The sequence below is a fragment of the Novosphingobium indicum genome (assembly GCF_014645195.1).
GTDB classification, from domain to species: Bacteria; Pseudomonadota; Alphaproteobacteria; order Sphingomonadales; family Sphingomonadaceae; genus Novosphingobium; species Novosphingobium indicum.
This window is the reverse complement of sequence record NZ_BMLK01000009.1, coordinates 1-18,429: the sequence shown is the minus strand read 5'-3', so window position 1 is coordinate 18,429 and position 18,429 is coordinate 1. Positions and strand designations below refer to the sequence as shown.

16 protein-coding genes are annotated in these 18,429 nt (G+C 63.2%); 10 read left to right on the top strand and 6 right to left on the bottom strand.

The features are described from left to right. The first annotated feature begins 47 nt into the window (after positions 1–47). From IEX64_RS10865 to IEX64_RS10830, 8 genes are all read left to right on the top strand, one after another. Positions 48–758 carry an SRPBCC family protein gene (locus tag IEX64_RS10865; RefSeq protein ID WP_229710196.1) on the top strand — a complete coding sequence of 237 codons (711 nt, stop codon included), beginning with the start codon at positions 48–50 and terminating at the stop codon, positions 756–758. 313 nt (positions 759–1,071) lie between these two features. Continuing rightward, positions 1,072–1,440, top strand: coding sequence for a 30S ribosomal protein S13 (gene rpsM, locus IEX64_RS10860; RefSeq protein WP_188819696.1), 369 nt, complete (start codon positions 1,072–1,074; stop codon positions 1,438–1,440). 54 nt (positions 1,441–1,494) lie between these two features. Beyond that, positions 1,495–1,884: a 30S ribosomal protein S11 gene (gene rpsK, locus IEX64_RS10855; RefSeq protein ID WP_132263794.1), complete on the top strand. Its 390-nt coding sequence runs from the start codon at positions 1,495–1,497 to the stop codon at positions 1,882–1,884. Positions 1,885–1,995: 111 nt separating this feature from the next. Beyond that, positions 1,996–3,060 carry a DNA-directed RNA polymerase subunit alpha gene (locus tag IEX64_RS10850; RefSeq protein WP_188819695.1) on the top strand — a complete coding sequence of 355 codons (1,065 nt, stop codon included), beginning with the start codon at positions 1,996–1,998 and terminating at the stop codon, positions 3,058–3,060. 116 nt (positions 3,061–3,176) lie between these two features. Next, complete coding sequence (gene rplQ / locus IEX64_RS10845) at positions 3,177–3,599, top strand: 50S ribosomal protein L17 (protein WP_188819694.1); 423 nt, start codon at positions 3,177–3,179, stop codon at positions 3,597–3,599. 90 nt (positions 3,600–3,689) lie between these two features. Beyond that, positions 3,690–5,831: a prolyl oligopeptidase family serine peptidase gene (locus IEX64_RS10840; protein WP_188819693.1), complete on the top strand. Its 2,142-nt coding sequence runs from the start codon at positions 3,690–3,692 to the stop codon at positions 5,829–5,831. A gap of 134 nt (positions 5,832–5,965) precedes the next feature. Further along, on the top strand, positions 5,966–6,556 hold the full coding sequence (locus tag IEX64_RS10835; RefSeq protein WP_188819692.1) for a hypothetical protein: 591 nt from the start codon (positions 5,966–5,968) through the stop codon (positions 6,554–6,556). Between the two features lie 108 nt (positions 6,557–6,664). Beyond that, entirely contained in the window at positions 6,665–7,219 is a 555-nt protein-coding gene (locus tag IEX64_RS10830) for a hypothetical protein (protein ID WP_229710195.1), read from the top strand. 9 nt (positions 7,220–7,228) lie between these two features. Here IEX64_RS10830 and IEX64_RS10825 read toward each other — a convergent pair whose 3' ends face one another. Next, complete coding sequence (locus IEX64_RS10825; RefSeq protein ID WP_188819691.1) at positions 7,229–7,849, bottom strand: trimeric intracellular cation channel family protein; 621 nt, start codon at positions 7,847–7,849, stop codon at positions 7,229–7,231. Between the two features lie 86 nt (positions 7,850–7,935). On the opposite strand from IEX64_RS10825, the gene IEX64_RS10820 reads away from it, so the two are divergent. After that, positions 7,936–9,237: a cytochrome P450 gene (locus IEX64_RS10820; protein WP_188819690.1), complete on the top strand. Its 1,302-nt coding sequence runs from the start codon at positions 7,936–7,938 to the stop codon at positions 9,235–9,237. Between the two features lie 88 nt (positions 9,238–9,325). Beyond that, the gene (locus IEX64_RS10815; protein ID WP_188819689.1) at positions 9,326–11,020 is read left to right on the top strand and encodes a DUF8614 domain-containing protein; all 1,695 of its coding nucleotides are present in this window, start codon (positions 9,326–9,328) and stop codon (positions 11,018–11,020) included. An 87-nt stretch (positions 11,021–11,107) separates the two neighbouring features. On the opposite strand, the gene IEX64_RS10810 is transcribed toward IEX64_RS10815, so the two are convergent. From IEX64_RS10810 to IEX64_RS10790, 5 genes are all read right to left on the bottom strand, one after another. Then, positions 11,108–12,595 (bottom strand): SulP family inorganic anion transporter, encoded by a 1,488-nt coding sequence (locus IEX64_RS10810; protein ID WP_188819688.1) that lies wholly within the window; start codon positions 12,593–12,595, stop codon positions 11,108–11,110. A 160-nt stretch (positions 12,596–12,755) separates the two neighbouring features. Next, positions 12,756–14,576 (bottom strand): ABCB family ABC transporter ATP-binding protein/permease, encoded by a 1,821-nt coding sequence (locus IEX64_RS10805; protein WP_188819687.1) that lies wholly within the window; start codon positions 14,574–14,576, stop codon positions 12,756–12,758. A 46-nt stretch (positions 14,577–14,622) separates the two neighbouring features. After that, entirely contained in the window at positions 14,623–15,519 is an 897-nt protein-coding gene (locus tag IEX64_RS10800) for an aspartyl protease family protein (protein WP_188819686.1), read from the bottom strand. Between the two features lie 80 nt (positions 15,520–15,599). Next, positions 15,600–17,126 carry an oligosaccharide flippase family protein gene (locus IEX64_RS10795; protein ID WP_188819685.1) on the bottom strand — a complete coding sequence of 509 codons (1,527 nt, stop codon included), beginning with the start codon at positions 17,124–17,126 and terminating at the stop codon, positions 15,600–15,602. A gap of 4 nt (positions 17,127–17,130) precedes the next feature. Beyond that, positions 17,131–18,135, bottom strand: coding sequence for a glycosyltransferase family 2 protein (locus IEX64_RS10790; RefSeq protein WP_188819684.1), 1,005 nt, complete (start codon positions 18,133–18,135; stop codon positions 17,131–17,133). Positions 18,136–18,429: the final 294 nt, after the last annotated feature.

The following is an 18,429-nucleotide window of genomic DNA, read 5'->3' as shown; positions in this document are numbered from 1 at the left end:
GTCGGCGGTGAATGCTGGATAGATCGAGGGAGCCGGAGATGATTCCGATGAAACGCTGTGTGGGCAAGATGCTGCTGGGCGGTATCGCTGCCGGTGCAATGGCCGGGCTTTCCGTCCCGGCGGTTGGCAAGGTGGCGAGTGTATCGGATCGCGGTTTCGTCGTTCAGCAGGTCGTCGAAGTTTCCGTTGCTCCCGATGAGGCCTGGGCGACTCTGATCAAGCCCTCCGAGTGGTGGGATTCGAACCACACCTGGTCCGGCGACGCGGCCAATCTCTCGATAGAGCCGCGTGCCGGCGGATGCTTCTGCGAAGTGCTTCCCAACAAGACCTCGCCGCGGGCGGCGCCGCGCGGCAGCGTCGAGCACATGCGTGTCGTCTACATCGAGCAGGAGCGAGTCCTGCGCATGGTGGGCGCACTCGGGCCTCTGCAGGGCGAGGCGCTCAACGGCACCATGACCATCCAGCTCAAGCCGGAAGGCGAGGGCAGCCGAACGCAGATCCTGTTGGAGTACGTGGTCGGTGGGTATTCGCGCTCGGCATTCGAAAAGCTCGCCGGATCGGTGGATGGTATGCTTGGCGAACAGCTCAAGGGCTATGTCTCCAAGTTCGGCGGCGCTTTCGATGCGGCATTCCCGCTTTCCGAGCCAGGGTCTGAGCAGCAGGCCGAGGTACCCGAAGGCAAGGGGACGATTCCCGGCGTTCTCCCCCTTCAGGAGATCCCTCCTGAAATCGAAGGCAACGAGGTCATCGGTCGTTAAGCGGCGGTGATGCGGCGGGTTGTTTTGACTGCGGCCCCGAGTTGCGTTAAAGTTTGCTCATACGTGCTGACAAGCTCGCGGCCCCTCTCGGCCAGTGAGCGTTTTCTGGCTCGCCGGGCGTTGACACCCCCTGCGAATCATTCTAAGCGCGCCCTTCACTCGTCAGCTTCGGCAAGCCGGTTGGCCCAGGCGTATGTGCATTTCAGCGCAGCCTGAGAAGCCTAACTGGTCTGTTGCCGTTTCATGGCTACCGGGTGTCAGCGTTGAGATGGGGGCCATGTCGCATGTGCCTCTGTGGAGCATGGAGATTTAAGTGGCTCGTATTGCCGGGGTAAATATCCCCACCAACAAGCGCGTTATCATCGCGCTTACGTATATCCATGGTATCGGTCGCACCAAGGCCGTCGAAATTGCCGACAAGCTCGGCATCGACCACGCCCGCCGCGTTCAGGACCTGTCGGACGCCGAAGTCCTGCAGATCCGCGAAACCATCGATTCCGAACATCTGGTCGAAGGTGACCTTCGTCGCGAAACCGCGATGAACATCAAGCGCCTGATGGATCTCGCCTGCTACCGCGGCCTGCGTCATCGCAAGGGCCTCCCGGTTCGTGGCCAGCGCACGCACACCAATGCGCGCACCCGCAAGGGCAAGGCCAAGCCGATCGCCGGCAAGAAGAAGTAAGCCGCTCGGCCGGTCATCGGTCTTTGCAGCGATTTATCGACAGGATACACGGATATGGCACGCGAACCTCAGCGCGTTAAGCGCCGCGAACGCAAAAACATCACCAGTGGCATCGCGCATGTGAATGCCAGCTTCAACAACACCATGGTGACCATCACCGACGCCCAGGGCAACGCGATTTCGTGGTCCTCGGCCGGCATGATGGGCTTCAAGGGCAGCCGCAAGTCGACTCCCTATGCGGCCCAGGTCGCAGCCGACGACGCGGGCAAGAAAGCCGCCGAGCACGGCGTGCGCACCCTGGAAGTCGAGGTGAAGGGACCCGGTTCTGGCCGCGAGAGTGCGCTTCGTGCTCTGCAGGCCGTGGGCTTCACCATTACCTCGATCCGCGACGTTACGCCGATTCCACACAACGGCGTCCGTCCCTCGAAGCGCCGCCGCGTCTGATCGAGTCTTTGCCGAGCAACGAACCGGTCGTTGCTCGGTTATTTCGGAACATCCCGGGCCTTTCCACCAGGCTTTGGGATGTAACCGCCATCGAAATCCCAGGGGAAGTCCATGACTGTCAACATCAAGAACTGGCAGGAACTCAAGAAGCCGAACAGCCTTGAGATCAAGCCGGGACCAGACCCCAAGCTCAAGGCGACCTTCGTTGCCGAACCTCTCGAGCGCGGCTTCGGTCTTACGCTCGGCAACGCGCTGCGGCGCGTTCTTCTGTCTTCGCTTCAGGGCGCGGCGATTACCTCGATCAAGATCGAGAATGTTCTTCACGAGTTCTCGTCGCTTGCCGGCGTGCGTGAAGACGTCACCGACATCGTTCTGAACGTCAAGCAGATCGCGCTCAAGATGCAGGGCGAAGGCCCCAAGCGTCTTCAGCTTTCCGCCACCGGCCCGGCCGAGGTGAAGGCTGGCGACATCGCCGTTTCGGGTGACATCGAGGTCATGAACAAGGACCTCGTGATCTGCCACCTCGACGAGGGTGCGACGCTCAACATGGAACTGACCGCCGACACCGGCAAGGGCTATGTGCCCGCCGTCGGCAACCGTCCGGTGGACGCTCCGATCGGTCTCATCCCGGTCGACTCGCTCTACTCGCCGGTGCGTCAGGTCAGCTACAAGGTCGAGAACGCCCGTATTGGCCAGGAGCTCGACTTCGACAAGCTGAGCCTCACGGTCGAAACCGACGGCACCGTCTCTCCGGAAGATTCCGTGGCCTATGCCGCGCGCATCCTTCAGGACCAGCTGGCGCTGTTCGTTCACTTCGAGGACATTGCCCCGGTCGGCGCTTCGCCGATGGTCGGTGTGGCTGCCGGTGGCGCCGCTCCGGAAGAGAGCGATGCCAACCAGCTCAACCGTTACCTTCTCAAGAAGGTCGACGAGCTGGAACTGTCGGTCCGTTCGGCGAACTGCCTCAAGAACGACAACATCATCTACATCGGCGACCTGGTCCAGAAGACCGAGGCCGAGATGCTCCGCACGCCGAACTTCGGCCGCAAGTCGCTCAACGAGATCAAGGAAGTCCTTTCCTCGATGGGCCTGCGCCTTGGCATGGACATCCCGGGCTGGCCGCCTGAAAACATCGAAGAGATGGCCAAGAAGCTGGAGCAGGAACTGCTGGGCTGATCAATCTGTCGACCCGGTTCGCACCGGGTCGAACTTTTGGGCGGACGGTGGCGGCCTGAAACGGCCACCAGGATCGGGCTACCTTACACGGGCCCCCTACGAACGGAGAAACGAATATGCGTCACAAGTACGGTCAGCGTAAGCTGCAGCGCACCTCGAGCCACCGCGCCGCCCTGCTGCGCAACATGGCAGCCGCGCTGATCAAGCACGAGCAGATCCAGACCACCACGCCCAAGGCGAAGGAACTGCGCCCCTACATCGAAAAGCTGATCACGCTGGCCAAGCGTGGCGGCCTGTCGAACCGTCGTCTCGCGCACGCGCGCCTGATGGACGAGACGCAGGAGAAGAAGCTGTTCGACGTTCTGGCCGAGCGTTATGCCGGTCGCAACGGTGGCTACACCCGTATCATCAAGGCTGGCATCCGCGCTTCGGACGCTGCCCCGATCGCGATCATCGAACTGGTCGACCGCGACACCGATGCCAAGGGGCAGGACTCGGGTCCGGTTGAAGCCGAGACCGAGGAATACGCAGAGGCCTGAGCCCTGAGCTCATAACTGCGCATCCGCAAGGATTACGAAAAGCGGTCGCGAGTGCTAGGCTCGCGGCCGCTTTTGCATTGGGAGAGAAGCATGTTCCGCCTGCGGGCGCTGATCGGGGGCTTGTGGCTGGCCGTCTCGGCCGCCATTACCGCTGAACCCATGCCTGAAATCAACTATCCCGAAACCCGCCGCGACAACATCGTCGAAGACCACTTCGGCGAACAGATCGCCGATCCCTATCGCTGGCTCGAAGCCGACGTGCGTAACGCGCCCGAGGTAGCCGACTGGGTCGCGAGCGAGAACGCCGTCACGGAAAGCTATCTGGCCGGGCTGACGCAGCGCGGGCATTTTGCCGAACGGATCCGCGCCTTCATGGACTTCGAGCGCTTCGGCCTGCCGGTGAAGGCGGGCAAGCGTTATTTCTACACGCGCAACACCGGGCTGCAGCCGCAGGCGCAGCTTTTCGTACGCAAGGGGCTGGGCGGTGATCCGAAGTTGCTGATCGATCCGAACGCATGGGCCAAGGATGGCGCTACCGCGCTCGACGCGTGGGAGCCGTCGGACAACGGGCATTACCTGCTCTACAGCGTGCAGGACGGCGGCACCGACTGGCGTATCCTGCGCGTTCTCGACGTGAAGACGGGTGAAATGCTCGACGACGAGATCCGCTGGGCCAAGTTCACGGCATTGGCCTGGGTGGGCGAGGAGGGCTTTCTCTATTCGCGCTTTCCCGCTCCGGAAGAAGGCGCCGCATTCCAGTCGCTCAACTATAATCAGGCGGTCTATTTCCATCGCCTCGGCACTTCGCAGGATCAGGACGAGCTGGTCTACGCCACGCCCGATCACCCGGACCATGGCCATAGTGCGCAAGTGACACAGGACGGCCGGCTTGCGGTAATCACCAGCCATGTCGGCACCGATGCGCGCTATGAAGTGCATGTGATCGATCTCGCCCATCGTAAGCGCGACGGGTGGAAGGCGCGGCCGCTGGTTAACGGGTTTACCGACGACTGGAAACTCGTCGAAGGGGCCGGGCACTATCTGTGGTTCGTTACCAACAAGGACGCCCCGCGCTACCGCCTCGTCTCGATCGATCTGGAAGCGGATGCACCCGAATGGTACGAACTCGTGCCCGAGCGGGAGGATATCCTCGAACGCGCCGGGATCGTCGGCGATCAGCTCGTTCTCAATTACATGCGCGATGCTGCCAGCCATGCCGAAATCATCGGGCTCGACGGCTCTCCGGGGCGGAAGCTGGCGCTGAACGGTATCGGCACGGCATCGGGCTTTCGCGGCAAGCCCGGCGATCCGGAAACCTTCTTCGCCTTCACCAGCTTCAACTGCCCGGCAGCGATCTACCGGATGGATATCGAGACCGGAAAGAGCAAGCCGTTCGCCCAGCCGAGCCTCTGCTACGATCCCGACGCCTATCTGGTCGAGCAGCGCTTCTACACTTCGAAGGATGGGACGCGCGTGCCGATGTTCATCGTTCGCAGCAAGGCGGTTGCCGAAGCGGGTACGCCGGTGCCGACGCTCCTATATGGCTATGGCGGCTTCGACGTCGCGCTCACTCCCGGCTTCTCGGCAACGCGCATGGCGTGGCTCGAGGCGGGTGGGGCCTTCGCGCTGGCCAACCTGCGCGGCGGCGGCGAGTATGGCCGTGAATGGCACGATGCCGGGCGCCGTGAGAACAAGCAGAACGTCTTCGATGATTTCATTGCTGCCGGCGAATTCCTGATCGAACAGGGCATCGCCAAAAAGGACGGCCTTGCCGTTCAGGGCGGTTCAAACGGGGGGCTGCTGGTCGGTGCCGTCCTCAATCAACGGCCGGACCTGTTCGCGGCGGCCGTAGCGCAAGTCGGCGTCATGGACATGCTGCGCTTCGACCGCTTTACCGCCGGACGCTACTGGGTGGACGACTACGGCTATCCGGACCGCGAGGCGGACTTCAAGGTGCTGCGGTCCTATTCGCCCTATCACAACATCCGCGACGGCGTGGACTATCCCGCGATCCTGGTGACCACCGCGGACACCGATGATCGCGTAGTCCCCGGCCACTCGTTCAAGTACACGGCGGCCCTGCAGGCCGCCGATCTTGGCGACAAGCCGCAACTCATCCGGATCGAGACGCGCGCCGGGCATGGCTCGGGCAAACCGACGGACAAGGCGATCGAGGAAGGCGCGGATATCCTGGCATTTCTGGCGCAGTGGACCGGGCTTTCGCCGCGCTAGCTGCGGCGTTCAGAAAAATGCCAATTAATATGAATAGTGTCTGTAGATAGGGTTCAGGCTCACCTCACGGCCCCTTTGGTAAAAGGGAAACATCGTGGGACATTCCGTTCCGGGTGTAGAGAGGAACAAGAGCCATGCAGACCTTTACGAAGACTCTGATCGGAACCGCCGCCGCCGGTGCCATGGCGGTTTCGGCGGCCGCTCCGGCACAGGCACGCGATCGCGGCGGCGTCGACGCAGGCGACGTTATTGCCGGCGCCGTGGTGATCGGCGGCATTGCCGCCATCGCAGCCGCCGCCAGCAACAACGACCGTGACCGCTATCGCTACGATAGTCGGTGGGATGGCCGCTATGACCGGCGCGACAATCGTCGTGGCCGCTATGACTATCGCCGGGGTGTCAATCCGCGCAGCGCGATCCAGCAGTGTGTTGCCGCGGCCACGCGCACGGTCAACCGCTACAGCTATGGTGGCCGCGCGAAGGTGACCGACATTCGCGACGTCGACCGCAAGCGCTATGGCTACAAGGTCGAGGGCCGCATCGCCGTGAACACGATGGGTCGCCATTGGCGCAGTGGTGATCGGCGCTATGGCCGCGGATGGAACAACGACCATCGTGGCTGGAATCGCTCGGTGCGTGGCTACGATTCGGGCCGGTTTACCTGCAAGGTCGATTATCGCGGCCGTGTTGCCGATCTCGACTTCAAGGGGATCCGCGGTCTTTGATTGGGCCTGGGACTTCAGGCGGTTCATGCCGAAGACAGCATGAGCCGCCTAACGTCTGTTAATCATGGGCGGCGCGGACTGTGCGCGCCGGGTGTGGGATAGTCTCCGATGAAATTCTTCCGCTCACGTACCGCTGCTTCGCTTGCGGCTCTGGCTGCGTTCTCGATGACGGCAACGCCCGTGTTCGCGCGCGGTTATGATCGCTGGGGGCGTCACCACCACCATCACCGCAACAACGGCATCGACGGCGGCGACGTGCTTGCCGGCCTGCTGATCGTCGGCGGCATTGCCGCCATCGCCAGCGCCGCCAGCAAGTCCAACCGCGATAAGGCTCGCGACGAGCAGTATCGCTATCCGGGCGGCCCCGCCTACGACGAGAGCGATGCCCGCTATGACGAGGCCCCGCCGCCCCCGGCCTATGGCGAAAGCAGCTATCCCGGCGGTCCGCAGGCCGCCTCCGGCAGCTTCGATGCGGCCGTGGATGCCTGCGCCGACGAACTCGAGCGCGGCGAGCGCCGGATCGGTTCGGTCGACAATGTTCGTCGCTATGGTGAACGCTACAGCGTCGAAGGCCAGCTCGAGGACGGGCGCGGCTATGCCTGTAGTGTCGATGACAGCGGGCAGATCCGCTCGGTGGCGGTCGATGGGCGGGCGCTGACCTAGCGCTGCAGGTCAGTTCGGCCCCTTGTGGGCCGGCAGGCCCAGCGACCAGTGGATCGCCGCGCCGCGCAGCGCAAAGCCCCCGGCTACGGCGACAGCCCAGGTAAGCCAGGGGGCCAGACCCAGGGTCATGCCGGCGGCGGCCAGCACCGCCGCCAGCGCGGCCGCGGTTACATAGAGTTCGGGGCGCATCAGGATGGATGGCTGGTGCGCCAGAACGTCTCGGATGATGCCGCCGACGCATCCGGTGACGACGCCCATCAGGATGGCCGGAACGATCGGCACGCCCCAGGCCAGCGCCTTGATCGTGCCGAGCACCGAATAGACGGCGACGCCCAGCGCGTCCGCCCATTCCAGCAAACGGCCTTCCCACCAGCGGACCGGTGTGAACCATGCCACTAGCGCGACGGCCAGACATACCGGTGCTACGGTGCGATCGTGCACCCAGAAGACCGGCGCGCCGATCAGCAGGTCGCGCAAGGATCCCCCGCCGACGCCGGTCACCAGCGCGAAGAAGGCGACGGTCACGAAAGTCTGCTGCAAGCGCGCGGCAACCAGCGCCCCGGTCAGCGCGAAAACGGCAATCCCGATCAGATCGAGGGCAGGGGGGAGAACGGGTTCGACGGGTGTCATACCCGAGCCTCTAGCACGTCTCTGCACATTGACTGAGCCGGTATTTGTGATACACGAAGGATCATAAAGTACGGGAGAGTGGGCGCGTGTCTTACGAAAACGCCGATTGGTACACGGACGTCTCATTGGTCGACGATCCGCACGCTTATTTCGACTATCTTCGCCAACAGGGGCCGGTCGTGAAGCTGCCCTATCGGGATGCCGTGGCGGTCGTCGGCTACGAAGAAACCATCGAACTGATGCTCGACACCGAGCATTTCTCTGAGATCAATGCCGTCACCGGCGGTCTGGTGGAACTGCCCTTCACGCCTAAGGGCGACGACATCACCGACGAACTCGAGGCGGCGCGCAAGAATATCGATTTCGCCGACCAGATCGTTGCCGAGCGCGGAGACCGGCATGCCGACCTACGTTCGGTGCTCTCGCGCCTGTTTACGCCCAGCCGCCTCAAGCAGTTGCAGCCGCAGCTACTGGCCACGGCCGAAGGTCTGATCGACGAGTTCCACGCCGATGGCAAAGTGGACATCGTGCGGCAGTACGGCGGGCCTTACGGCGCGCTCGTCATTTCCGATCTGCTCGGCCTGTCGGACAAGATGCGCGAAAAGTGCCGGCGTCTGCTCGAAGGCACGCTACCTGTGCCGATGGATGCGACCAAGGAAGACATGATGAAGAACCCCCTTGTCCCGGTGGGCAAGGATCTGTTCGGCCTCATCGCCCGGCGGCGCATCGCCAACCATCCGCTGCTCACGCCCCTGCGCGGTCTGCTGGCGCACGAAGACATTCTCAACGAACTGGCGCAGGCGACCTTTCCCGATGGGTCGAAGCCGTCGCTGGTGGACGTTACCGGGCTGGCCGCGTTCCTGTTCGGTGCCGGGCAGGATACCACTAACCGCCTGCTGGCCAACGGCTTCAAGGTCATCGCGACGAGACCTGACATTCAGGCGGAACTGCGCGCGAACCCGAAGAGGATCGAGACCTTTATCGAGGAACTGCTGCGCTACGACGGCTCGGTGAAGAGCGGCGGACGCATCTGCCAGAAGACGACGACGCTGGGCGGGGTGGAGATCAAGGCCGGCACACCGATCCTGATGAGTCACATGGCGGCCAACCGCGATCCGCGCCGGTTCCCCGATCCGCATACCTTCGACATGGACCGCCCCAAGCTCAAGGAGCACCTCGCCTTCGGGCGCGGCGCACATACTTGCATCGGCGCTCCGCTGGCCCGCCGCGAGGTGGCGACCAGCATCGAGCGGCTGCTCGCGCGAATGGGCAATATCCGCTTGTCCGAAGCGCACCATGGCCCCGAAGGCGCACGGCATTTCGAGTACGAGCCGACTTACGTGCTGCGCGCATTGAAGAGCCTGCACCTGGAATTCGATCCGCTCTGAGGCCGTGGAGCAGTGCCGCTGCCGGGCTTGCACCCGGGCGGCAGGGGGCTAGGGTGCCGTCATTGCTGATATGACGGAATATCCCCCCATGAATACCACTCGATATCTTTCTTCTGCCGCGCTGCTGTTGGCGAGCGCGGCTTGTGCGCAGGCGTCCTCGGAGGTGGCCTCCGCGCCTGCGGCTCCGGCAGAGGCCCCGGCCGAACCGGACCACAATCTTGCCGCGCAGAAGGCGAAGCTGGCGGTGATCGACATGGATGTCGAAACCGGCTTCCTCAATGCCGAACAGCGCGAGGTCGTGAACCTGCTGATCAAGGCGTCGGACCTGCTGGACGAGGTCTATCTGCGCCAGCGCTATGCCGAGAACCCGCAGATCCGCCGTGCGATCTCGGTAAATCGCCGCGCGGACCGCGACCTTCTGCTCGAAATGTTCGACCGCAATTTCGGCCCTTGGGACACACTGGCTGAATTGAACCCCTTCTGGGGTTCGACGCCGATGCCCGAAGGGGCGGGCTTTTATCCCGCGGACATGACGCGCGAGGAACTGCAGGCCTATATCGCGGCACATCCCGATCAGAAGGACGAACTGCTCAGCCCCTACACCGTGGTGAAGCGGGAAGGGGACAAACTGGTCGCCGTGCCATACTCGGTGGAATACCGGCAGTGGCTGGAACCGGCGGCCAAGCTTCTCGAACAGGCCGCGGCCAGGACCAGCAATCCCAGCCTCAAGACATTCCTGAGCCTGCGGGCGAAGGCGTTTCTCGACGACGACTATTTCGAGAGCGAACTGGCGTGGATGGACCTCAAGGACACCCCCATCGAAATCGCGATCGGGCCTTACGAGGTCTATACCGACCGCCTGATGGGCGCGAAGACGGCGTTTGAAAGCTTCGTGACGCTCAAGGACCCGGAAGAGTCCGCCGCGCTCGCCAAGTACAAGAACTATCTCAAGGACATGGAAGCGAACCTGCCCATCGAGGATCAGTACAAGAACTTCCAGCGCGGTTTCGCCAGCCCTATCGCGGTGGCCGAACAGGTCCACGGCGGCGGCGACAACGTACCCGGCGTGCAGACCATCGCTTTCAACCTGCCCAATGACGAGCGCGTGCGCGAGGCCAAGGGCGCGAAGAAGGTGATCCTGTCGAACGTGCTGGGTGCCAAGTTCGAGCGTATCCTGAAGCCGATGGGCGCGCTCGTGCTCAAGCCGGATCAGGCCGGTCTCGTGGCCAAGAAGTACATGCAGTACGAGACGCTGTTCCACGAGCTGTCGCACAGCCTCGGGCCGGGCACGATTACGGTGAACGGCGAGAAGACCACCGTCGACAAGATGCTCAAGGAGGAGGGCTCGGCGCTGGAAGAGGCCAAGGCCGATGTTGCTGGTGTCTGGAACATCCTGCTGATGATGGACAAGGGTGAGATCCCGGCATCCGAGAAGCCGCAGCTGTTCGCCACCTACTTCACCGGCATCTTCCGCGCGGTGCGCTTCGGTGCGGTCGAGGCTCATGGCAAGGGCGCCGCGCTGCAATACGCCTACCTGCGTGATCATGGCGCTTTCACCTACGATCCGGCGACCAAGCGCTATGTGGTCGACGATGCGAAGATGGAGGCAGGCGTGCGCAGCCTGCTGCACGATATCCTGATGCTGCAGGCCAAGGGCGATTACGAAGGCACCAAGGCCTTCATGGCCAAGTGGGCCAAGCTTGATCCGCAGGCCGAAGCGGCGATTGAATCGATGGGCTCGATCCCGGTCGATATCAAGCCGGTCTATCCGGATTCGGTTTGAAGCACGGTTTTACGCAAAAAGAAGGCGGGGTTCGTTGAGCCCCGCCTTCCAATCTATCGGAAAGGCGAGATTTGCTTTCCCTGCCGCTCAGTGCGGCACAGTGCCCAGTTCGAAGCCGGTCTTGTCGTGCAGGGCGAACTTGTCGACGATGTCGGCGCTCGCCTGATTGTAGCCGATAACCTGCACATCGGCGCCGCCCTTGGCGAGCTTGCCGACGATCTTGTCCAGCGCATCGACCGAGGAAATGTCCCACAGGTGCGCGTGGGTCATGTCGATGACGACCTTGGGCGCGGTTTCCTGATCGGTCTGCATCTGCTCGACGAAGCGGTGGACCGAGGCGAAGAAGATCTCGCCCGAGATGATGTAGGTCGCGGTCCGGCCGTCTGCGCTGATCTCGCGTTCGACGCGGAACAGGCGCTGCACCTTGTGGGCGAAGAAGATGCCCGAGAGCAGCACGCCGGCACCGACGCCCAGCGAGAGGTCGTGCGTCGCGACGACGACAACCACCGTGGTGATCATGACGACCGAGCTCTGCCACGGGTGACGGCGCAAGTTGGGGATCGAGTTCCACGAGAACGTGCCGATCGACACCATGATCATGACCGCCACCAGCGAAGGCATCGGTACCTGTCCGACGTAGGGACCAAGCACGGCCAGCAGAATGAAGAGGAAAAACCCGGCGACGAACGAGGAAAGGCGCCCGCGCCCGCCCGAAGTGATGTTGATCACCGACTGGCCGATCATCGCGCAGCCGCCCATGCCGCCGAACATGGCCGCCACGATATTGGCGATGCCCTGACCCCGGCACTCGTAGCGCTTGTAGGAATCGGTGTCGGTCATGTCGTCGACGATCTGTGCGGTCAGCAGCGATTCGAGCAGGCCGACGGCGGCCATGGCGCCGGCGGTGGGCGCGATGATCCGGAAGGTCTCCCAAGTCAAGGGCACGTTCGGCAGGCCGAAGCTGGGCAGGCCCGAGGGCAGTTCGCCCATGTCGGCCACCGTATGGACCGGCAGCCCGAAACCGATCGACAGCGCGGAAAGCACGATGATCGACACCAGCGGGGAGGGTACTGCCGTGGTGATCCGGGGGAACAGGTAGATGATCGCGAGGCCACCCAGCACCATCGCATAAGTGTGCCAGGTCACGTCCATGAGCTGTGGCAGCTGCGCCATGAAGATCAGGATCGCCAGCGCATTGACGAAGCCGGTGATCACCGAGCGCGACACGAACTGCATCGCGAGGTTGAGCCGCAGCAGGCCGGCCAGAATCTGGAAAACGCCCATGAGGATCGTGGCTGCGAACAGATAGTCTACGCCATGTTCGCGCACGAGCGGGATCACCAGCACCGCCACGGATGCCGTCGCCGCCGAGATCATGCCGGGGCGACCGCCGGTGAACGAGATCACGATGGCAATGGCAACCGATGCCCAGAGGCCCACGGCCGGATCGACGCCGGCGATGATCGAGAAGCCGATTGCTTCGGGAATCAGGGCGAGGGCAACGACGATGCCGGCAAGAATGTCGGCCCGGATGTTTCCGAACCAGTCCTCTCGGAAGTTGCTGAAAAAAGCCATCTCACAGTCCAGCCGCAATAGGGCCGCGCCACGCGCAGATGCAGGCTCGGCCGATTTCGGAAAAAGGCAGGCGTCTTCGCACCCGCAGCAAAATACGCGGGCGCTCATGCCTCATCGGGCCGTTTCGCGCAACCCGTCGATGGTCAGGAGCGGCTTGCCGCTACTCTGCCGCTTCGCCCATTTCCTCGGCCTCGGCGGCCTGCCGCGACCACATTTCGGCGTAGAGCCCGCCATAGCGCAGCAGCTCGCCGTGGGTGCCGCTTTCCTCGAGCCGGCCTTCGTTCAGGACGAGAATCCGGTCCGCGTCCGAAATGGTCGAAAGGCGGTGGGCGATGGAAATCGAGGTGCGATGCTCGGCTACGCGGTGCAGCGTCGTGAGAATGTCCTGCTCGGTGCGGGTGTCGAGTGCGCTGGTCGCTTCGTCGAGGACGAGGATCGGCGGGTTCTTCACCAGCGTACGGGCAATTGCCACGCGCTGCTTCTCACCGCCCGATAGCTTGAGCCCACGCTCGCCGACTTCGGTGTCGAAGCGCTTGGGCAGCCGGTCGATCAGCCCCATCAGTGCCGCGCCTCGGGCCGCCATTTCGATTTCGGCCTGCGTGGCGTCTTCGCGGCCATAACCGATGTTGTAGCCGATGGTGTCGTTGAACAGCACGGAGTCCTGCGGAACGATGCCGATGGCCGCGCGCACGGAGGCCTGAGTGACTTCCTTGATATCCTGCCCGTCGATCAGGATGCGACCGCTTTGCGGATCGTAGAAACGGAACAGCAGGCGCGCGAGGGTCGACTTGCCCGCGCCGGACGGTCCGACGACGGCGTAGTTGCGGCCGGCAGGCACCTCGAAGGACAGCCCATTGAGGATCGTGCGATCCTTGTCATAGCCGAACATCACGTTGTCGAACGCCACGGAGGGCTGGCGAATGATCAGTGCGGGCGCGCCGGGCTTGTCCGAGACCTCCACATCGGTGTCCATGAGGCGGAACATCTCGGCCATGTCGATCAGCCCCTGGCGGATCGTGCGATAGACCATGCCAAGCATGTCGAGCGGTCGGAACAGCTGGGTAAGGTAGGTCTGTACGAAAACGAGCTGGCCCGCCGTGTACTTGCCCTGGTACCAGCCCCACACCGTCCAGGCGAGCGCGAAGGCCATCAGCAGATTGACCACGACGGCTTGCACAATGTTCAGCATGCCGAGCGAGTTTTCGCTTTTCACGGCTGCTTCCGCATAGGCGCGGGTCGAGTTCGCGTAGCGGGCTTCTTCGCGCGCTTCGGCGGAGAAATATTTCACCGTTTCGTAGTTGAGCAGCGAGTCGACCGCGCGGGCGAGGGCCTGCCCGTCCAGGCGGTTCATCTGCTCGCGCAGCTTGGTGCGCCATTCGGTGATCGTGCGGGTTACCCATATGTAGGCGCCGATCGCCACTGCGGTCGCGGCGACAAGGCCGGGGCCGAAATTCAGCCAGAAGATCACCGCGACGACGAGAAGCTGCAGCACGGTCGGCGCGATGTTGAACAGCATGAAGTAGAGCATCGTGTCGATGCTCTTGGTGCCGCGCTCGATGGTCTTGGTGACTTCTCCTGTCCGCCGGCCGAGGTGGAAACGCAGCGAGAGCCGATGCAACTGACCGAAGACGTTTTCCGCCAGAGCCCGCGTTGCATCCTGCCCGACGCGTTCGAAAACGATATTGCGCAGGTTGTTGAAAGCGGTCTGCGCGAAGCGGCCGGCGGCATAGCCAAGCACGGTCCACATCGCCAGTTGCAGCAGCTTGGGCCCCGTCGCGCCCATTGCGTCGACCGCCCACTTGAGCAGATAGGGCAGGATAAGCTGGGCGGCGGTCGAGGCGAGGATGAAAAGGCAGGCGACGACGATCCGCCAGCGCAGGGCCTTGTTGTCGCGCGGCCAGAGGTAGGGAAGGAAGCGCAGCAGGGTGCGCCACCCGTCATGGCGGGCGTTAGGATCGTGAACGGCTGTATCTGGCGGCATCGGCGCTATTTAGGCCAGACGCGGCGTAAAACAATCGCCGCGATGGCTACTGTGGCAGGTCAAACAGGATCTGGCGCGAATCGAAGTCGATGGCGACGCGCTTGAACCCACGGATTTCCCGCATGCCGAGAAAGATCGCAGGCCGCTTGTCGAGCTTGAGTTCCTTGAACGCCGGCGCATCGGCAAAGGCGATCAGCACGTTGTCGACATTGAGCCGGCCAATATTGAGCCGGTTCGCCAGACCCATATTGGCCGAGATCGTGTGCCCGGTGACGCTGGAAAGGGTAGCCTCGCCCATTTGCTTGTCGCGTAGCGCACGCTGGAGCGCCCGGTTACCTACGGTTATGCTCGACCCCGTGTCCACGACGACATTCACGCGAATACCGTCGATGTCGGCATTGGTCATGATCAGGCGGCCCGAACGCCGGCGGGCTCGCACGACGATGTCGTATCCCCGGTTTCCGCCCAGTTCGTGCCGCTCGCCAATGGTGATGGTGTTCTTCGCGAAGTCGAGCAGTACGCGCTGGTGTTGCAGACTGTCGGTGCCGATGATGCCGTCGGCGCCGATGTGCCGGTCTTCGAGCAAGGGCACCGTGAGACCGTAGAAAGACTGCCTCCCGATATCGAGACTGTCCAGTTGGGCCGTGTCGACCTGATCGCGCCCGGCCATGCCGACGATGCGCACGCGCGGTCCGAGAGTCAGGCCGAGATTACCGGCGACGGCCGTCGAGACCACGGTGCGCTGGGATCCGGTGTCGATGAGAAAGCGATAGGGGCCGTGGCCCTGAACCGCGACGTCCACGGTCATGCGCTGATCGCGGTCGGCCTGCCCCTGCAGGGTTTCGCCGGCAATGTCGGTATCTTCGGTGATCGCCAGCGGCTCGCTTCCCAGAATCACCGGGTCGGCAATCAGCAGAGCCAGGGCCAATGCGGTTCCAGACATATCCCTCTCCCGCAGGCGAATTACGCACCTGCTCTTCCTTGTGAAACATTATTATCACAATTGCGGGAAGAGCGCCACTTTCAGGCGAAGCGGAGTTTGAGGCGCTCGCGCAAGGGACCGAGGATGTGGAGGGCCATGCCGACAAGGTCCTCGCGGGCCGGATGGCGCAGCGCGAAAATCGCGGCGAGCCATGCCAGCGCCGAGGCGGCCGCGGTAAGAGTGAAATCGACGAAGCCCAGAGTGCCGGGGCTGCGCCAGACGAACACGGAATAGAGCGCCGGCATGATCGTCACCAGCGCGACGCCAAGGCTGGCGGTGTAGATGCGAAGGACCTTGCTCCAGGAGAAGCCGACCAGACGCTGCATCCAGAAGGCATAGAGAAGGAACCAGCCCAAGCCGTAGACGATGCGCGAGGCAGCTGCCGCTTCCACACCGATGGCAGCGCCGGCCATGAGTGTGGCAACAGACAGGGCGGTATCCGCAAGGTTGAAATAGAGAAGCTGGCGCAGGCGGCCGAGCAGGATCGGAAGATCCATGTGAAGCGGCACGGCAACGAAGAAGCACTCCGCCAGCGCCACATAGGCAAGCAGGGGAGCGGCATCGACCCACTTGGGGCCATAGAGCAGAAGGATCACCGGCTGCGAAAGGACGGCAAGCAGCACCATGGCCGGCCAGACGATCGCGCCGTGCGCCGCGACTACGCGCTCGTAGTAGGGGCCCAGATCCTTTTCCTCCTCGCGCAGGCGCGCGAAAGTCGGGTAGTAGATCGCGCCGACGGCGCCGGCGACGAGGTAGTGTAACTGAGCGGCCAGCGCGACGCCGCGGCTATAGAGGCCCGCCGCGCTCATGCCCTGCATGCGGCCGACGATAAGGTCGGGCGTGCGCATGCCGATCCCGCCCGAGAGATAGAGCAGCGCGCTGCTCGCGCCGAAACCGATGATCTCCTTGGCGCGAGCGAGGCGCACCTTGAAGGTGAACGGCGTCGGGCGAAGTATCTGGGCCATCACCGCGCGCACGGCGGCCTGCACGATCATGGCCCAGGCGAGCGATTCTGCTGAAAATCCCATTGCCGCCAGTGCCAGTGCGCTCCCGCTGTTGGCCACCGCGCCCGAGGCGTTGACCATGAACGTCCCGCGAAAGTCCAGCTTGCGCGAGAGCAGGGCGACCGGAACGATGCTCCACGGATTGAGCAGATAGGAGGCGGCGATGAGGCCGAGGATCGGGAGCAGGCGCGGTTCGGAATAGAACGCGGCCATCGGCCAGGCGATGGCCAGGATCAGCGCGGCGAGGATGAAGGAGAAGGAGGCCGCAATAACCGTGCAATGTCGGACGGTGTCCTCGTCCGCCGTGGGATGGCGCCCCAGATAGCGTGTCAGCCCGAAGTCCTGAATGATCGACAGGATCATCGCGGTCGCCAGCGCGACGGAGAACAGGCCGATCTCCTCGGGCTTCAGGAAGAAGCGCGAAATGATGACCGAGGTGATGAATTGCAGCGCGAACTGCGAATACTGGCTCGCCGCAGCCCACAGCGCTGCAGACTTCACGCTGCCGGTTCCGCGCCCGTTGTCCGGTTCGGCCTCGGGCGTCGAGGAGGATTCGTCTGCCACCGGTTCAGGCGGCCTGCGATTTGGTCAGCGTTGCCGCCAGACGTAGCGCACGCAGCGGCTCGCCGAAACGCAGCAGGCGCAGGACAGTGCGCCACATGCCGTCGCGCCGACCGCCTTCGCGCAGGTGTGTAACCAGCAGGTCGAAACCTTCGTCCCGCATGGCGCTGGCCGAATAGCGCAGACCCAATGCGACTTGCTCGCGAACCTGATGAGAGATGCCCGGACGGCCGAAGAGCGCATCGAGGTCGTCGATAGGGGGGAGGCGGTCGAGCGTTTCGGTCGGATCGGCACGTCCGGCCTTGCGCTCGCGCCAAGCGGCCTGAGCGACGGCGGTACCGATCTGCTGCTCGGTGGCATGGCGCGAGGAGACCTGGCCGGGATATCGGCGATAGCGGAGAAGCCGTTCGGGGATATTGCCCAGCTTGGTCACGCTGGCGAGCCGCAGCCAGAGGTCGAGGTCTTCGCAATGCCGGAAGGCGGCGTGATAGCAGCCCACCGACTGAACGATGTCGCGCCGGTACATCGCCGCAGGATGACAGATGAGCTGTCCGCCGAATTCGATGGCTTGAAGCAGTTGCTCGTGCGTCAGTGGATGGTCGGCCATGCCGATTCGTGTGAGCGGCTCACCGAATTCGCCGATATCCTCGCTCCAGCTGCCGACGACGCCGTAGTCGGGATGCTGTTCCAGAAAGGCTATCTGCTTGGCGAAACGGTCGGGCCGGCAAATGTCGTCGGCATCCATGCGTGCGATGATCGGGGCACGGGCGGTCTCAATCATCTCGTTGAGGCTCGCGATCAACCCGCGATTTTCGCGAAGGATAGGGCGGATGCGCGAATCCAATTCCGCATAGCTGCGGATCATCTGCGGGGAGGAATCGGTGGAGCCATCGTCGACGATCAGGAATTCGAGGTCGGTGAACTCCTGCGCCAATACACTCTCTATGGCGAGCGCGAGAAAGCGTTCGCCGTTGTAGACGCTCATTGCAACGCTGATCGCCGGTGTCGGCATCTATGAACGGTTCCCGGTTGTTTGCGGCGCGAAAGGGCGCCCGATTGTGCACGCCTCAGGATTAGCGCTGCATGGTAAACAAAGGGTGTGAACTGGCGGCAGGGCAGGCCGTTACAGGGCAGGGGAATCGCCTCGCGTTCGATCATGGCTTGAAACCGGGCGGAATCGCCCCATATTGAAGTTCAGGAGCGCAAAACTCACGGTTTTCCTTCGCTTCGGAACTTTTCAAAACTTTTTTGAAGAAAGTGTTTGACCGAATCGAGGGGTGCTTTTAGAGGGCCTCTCACCGCAGCG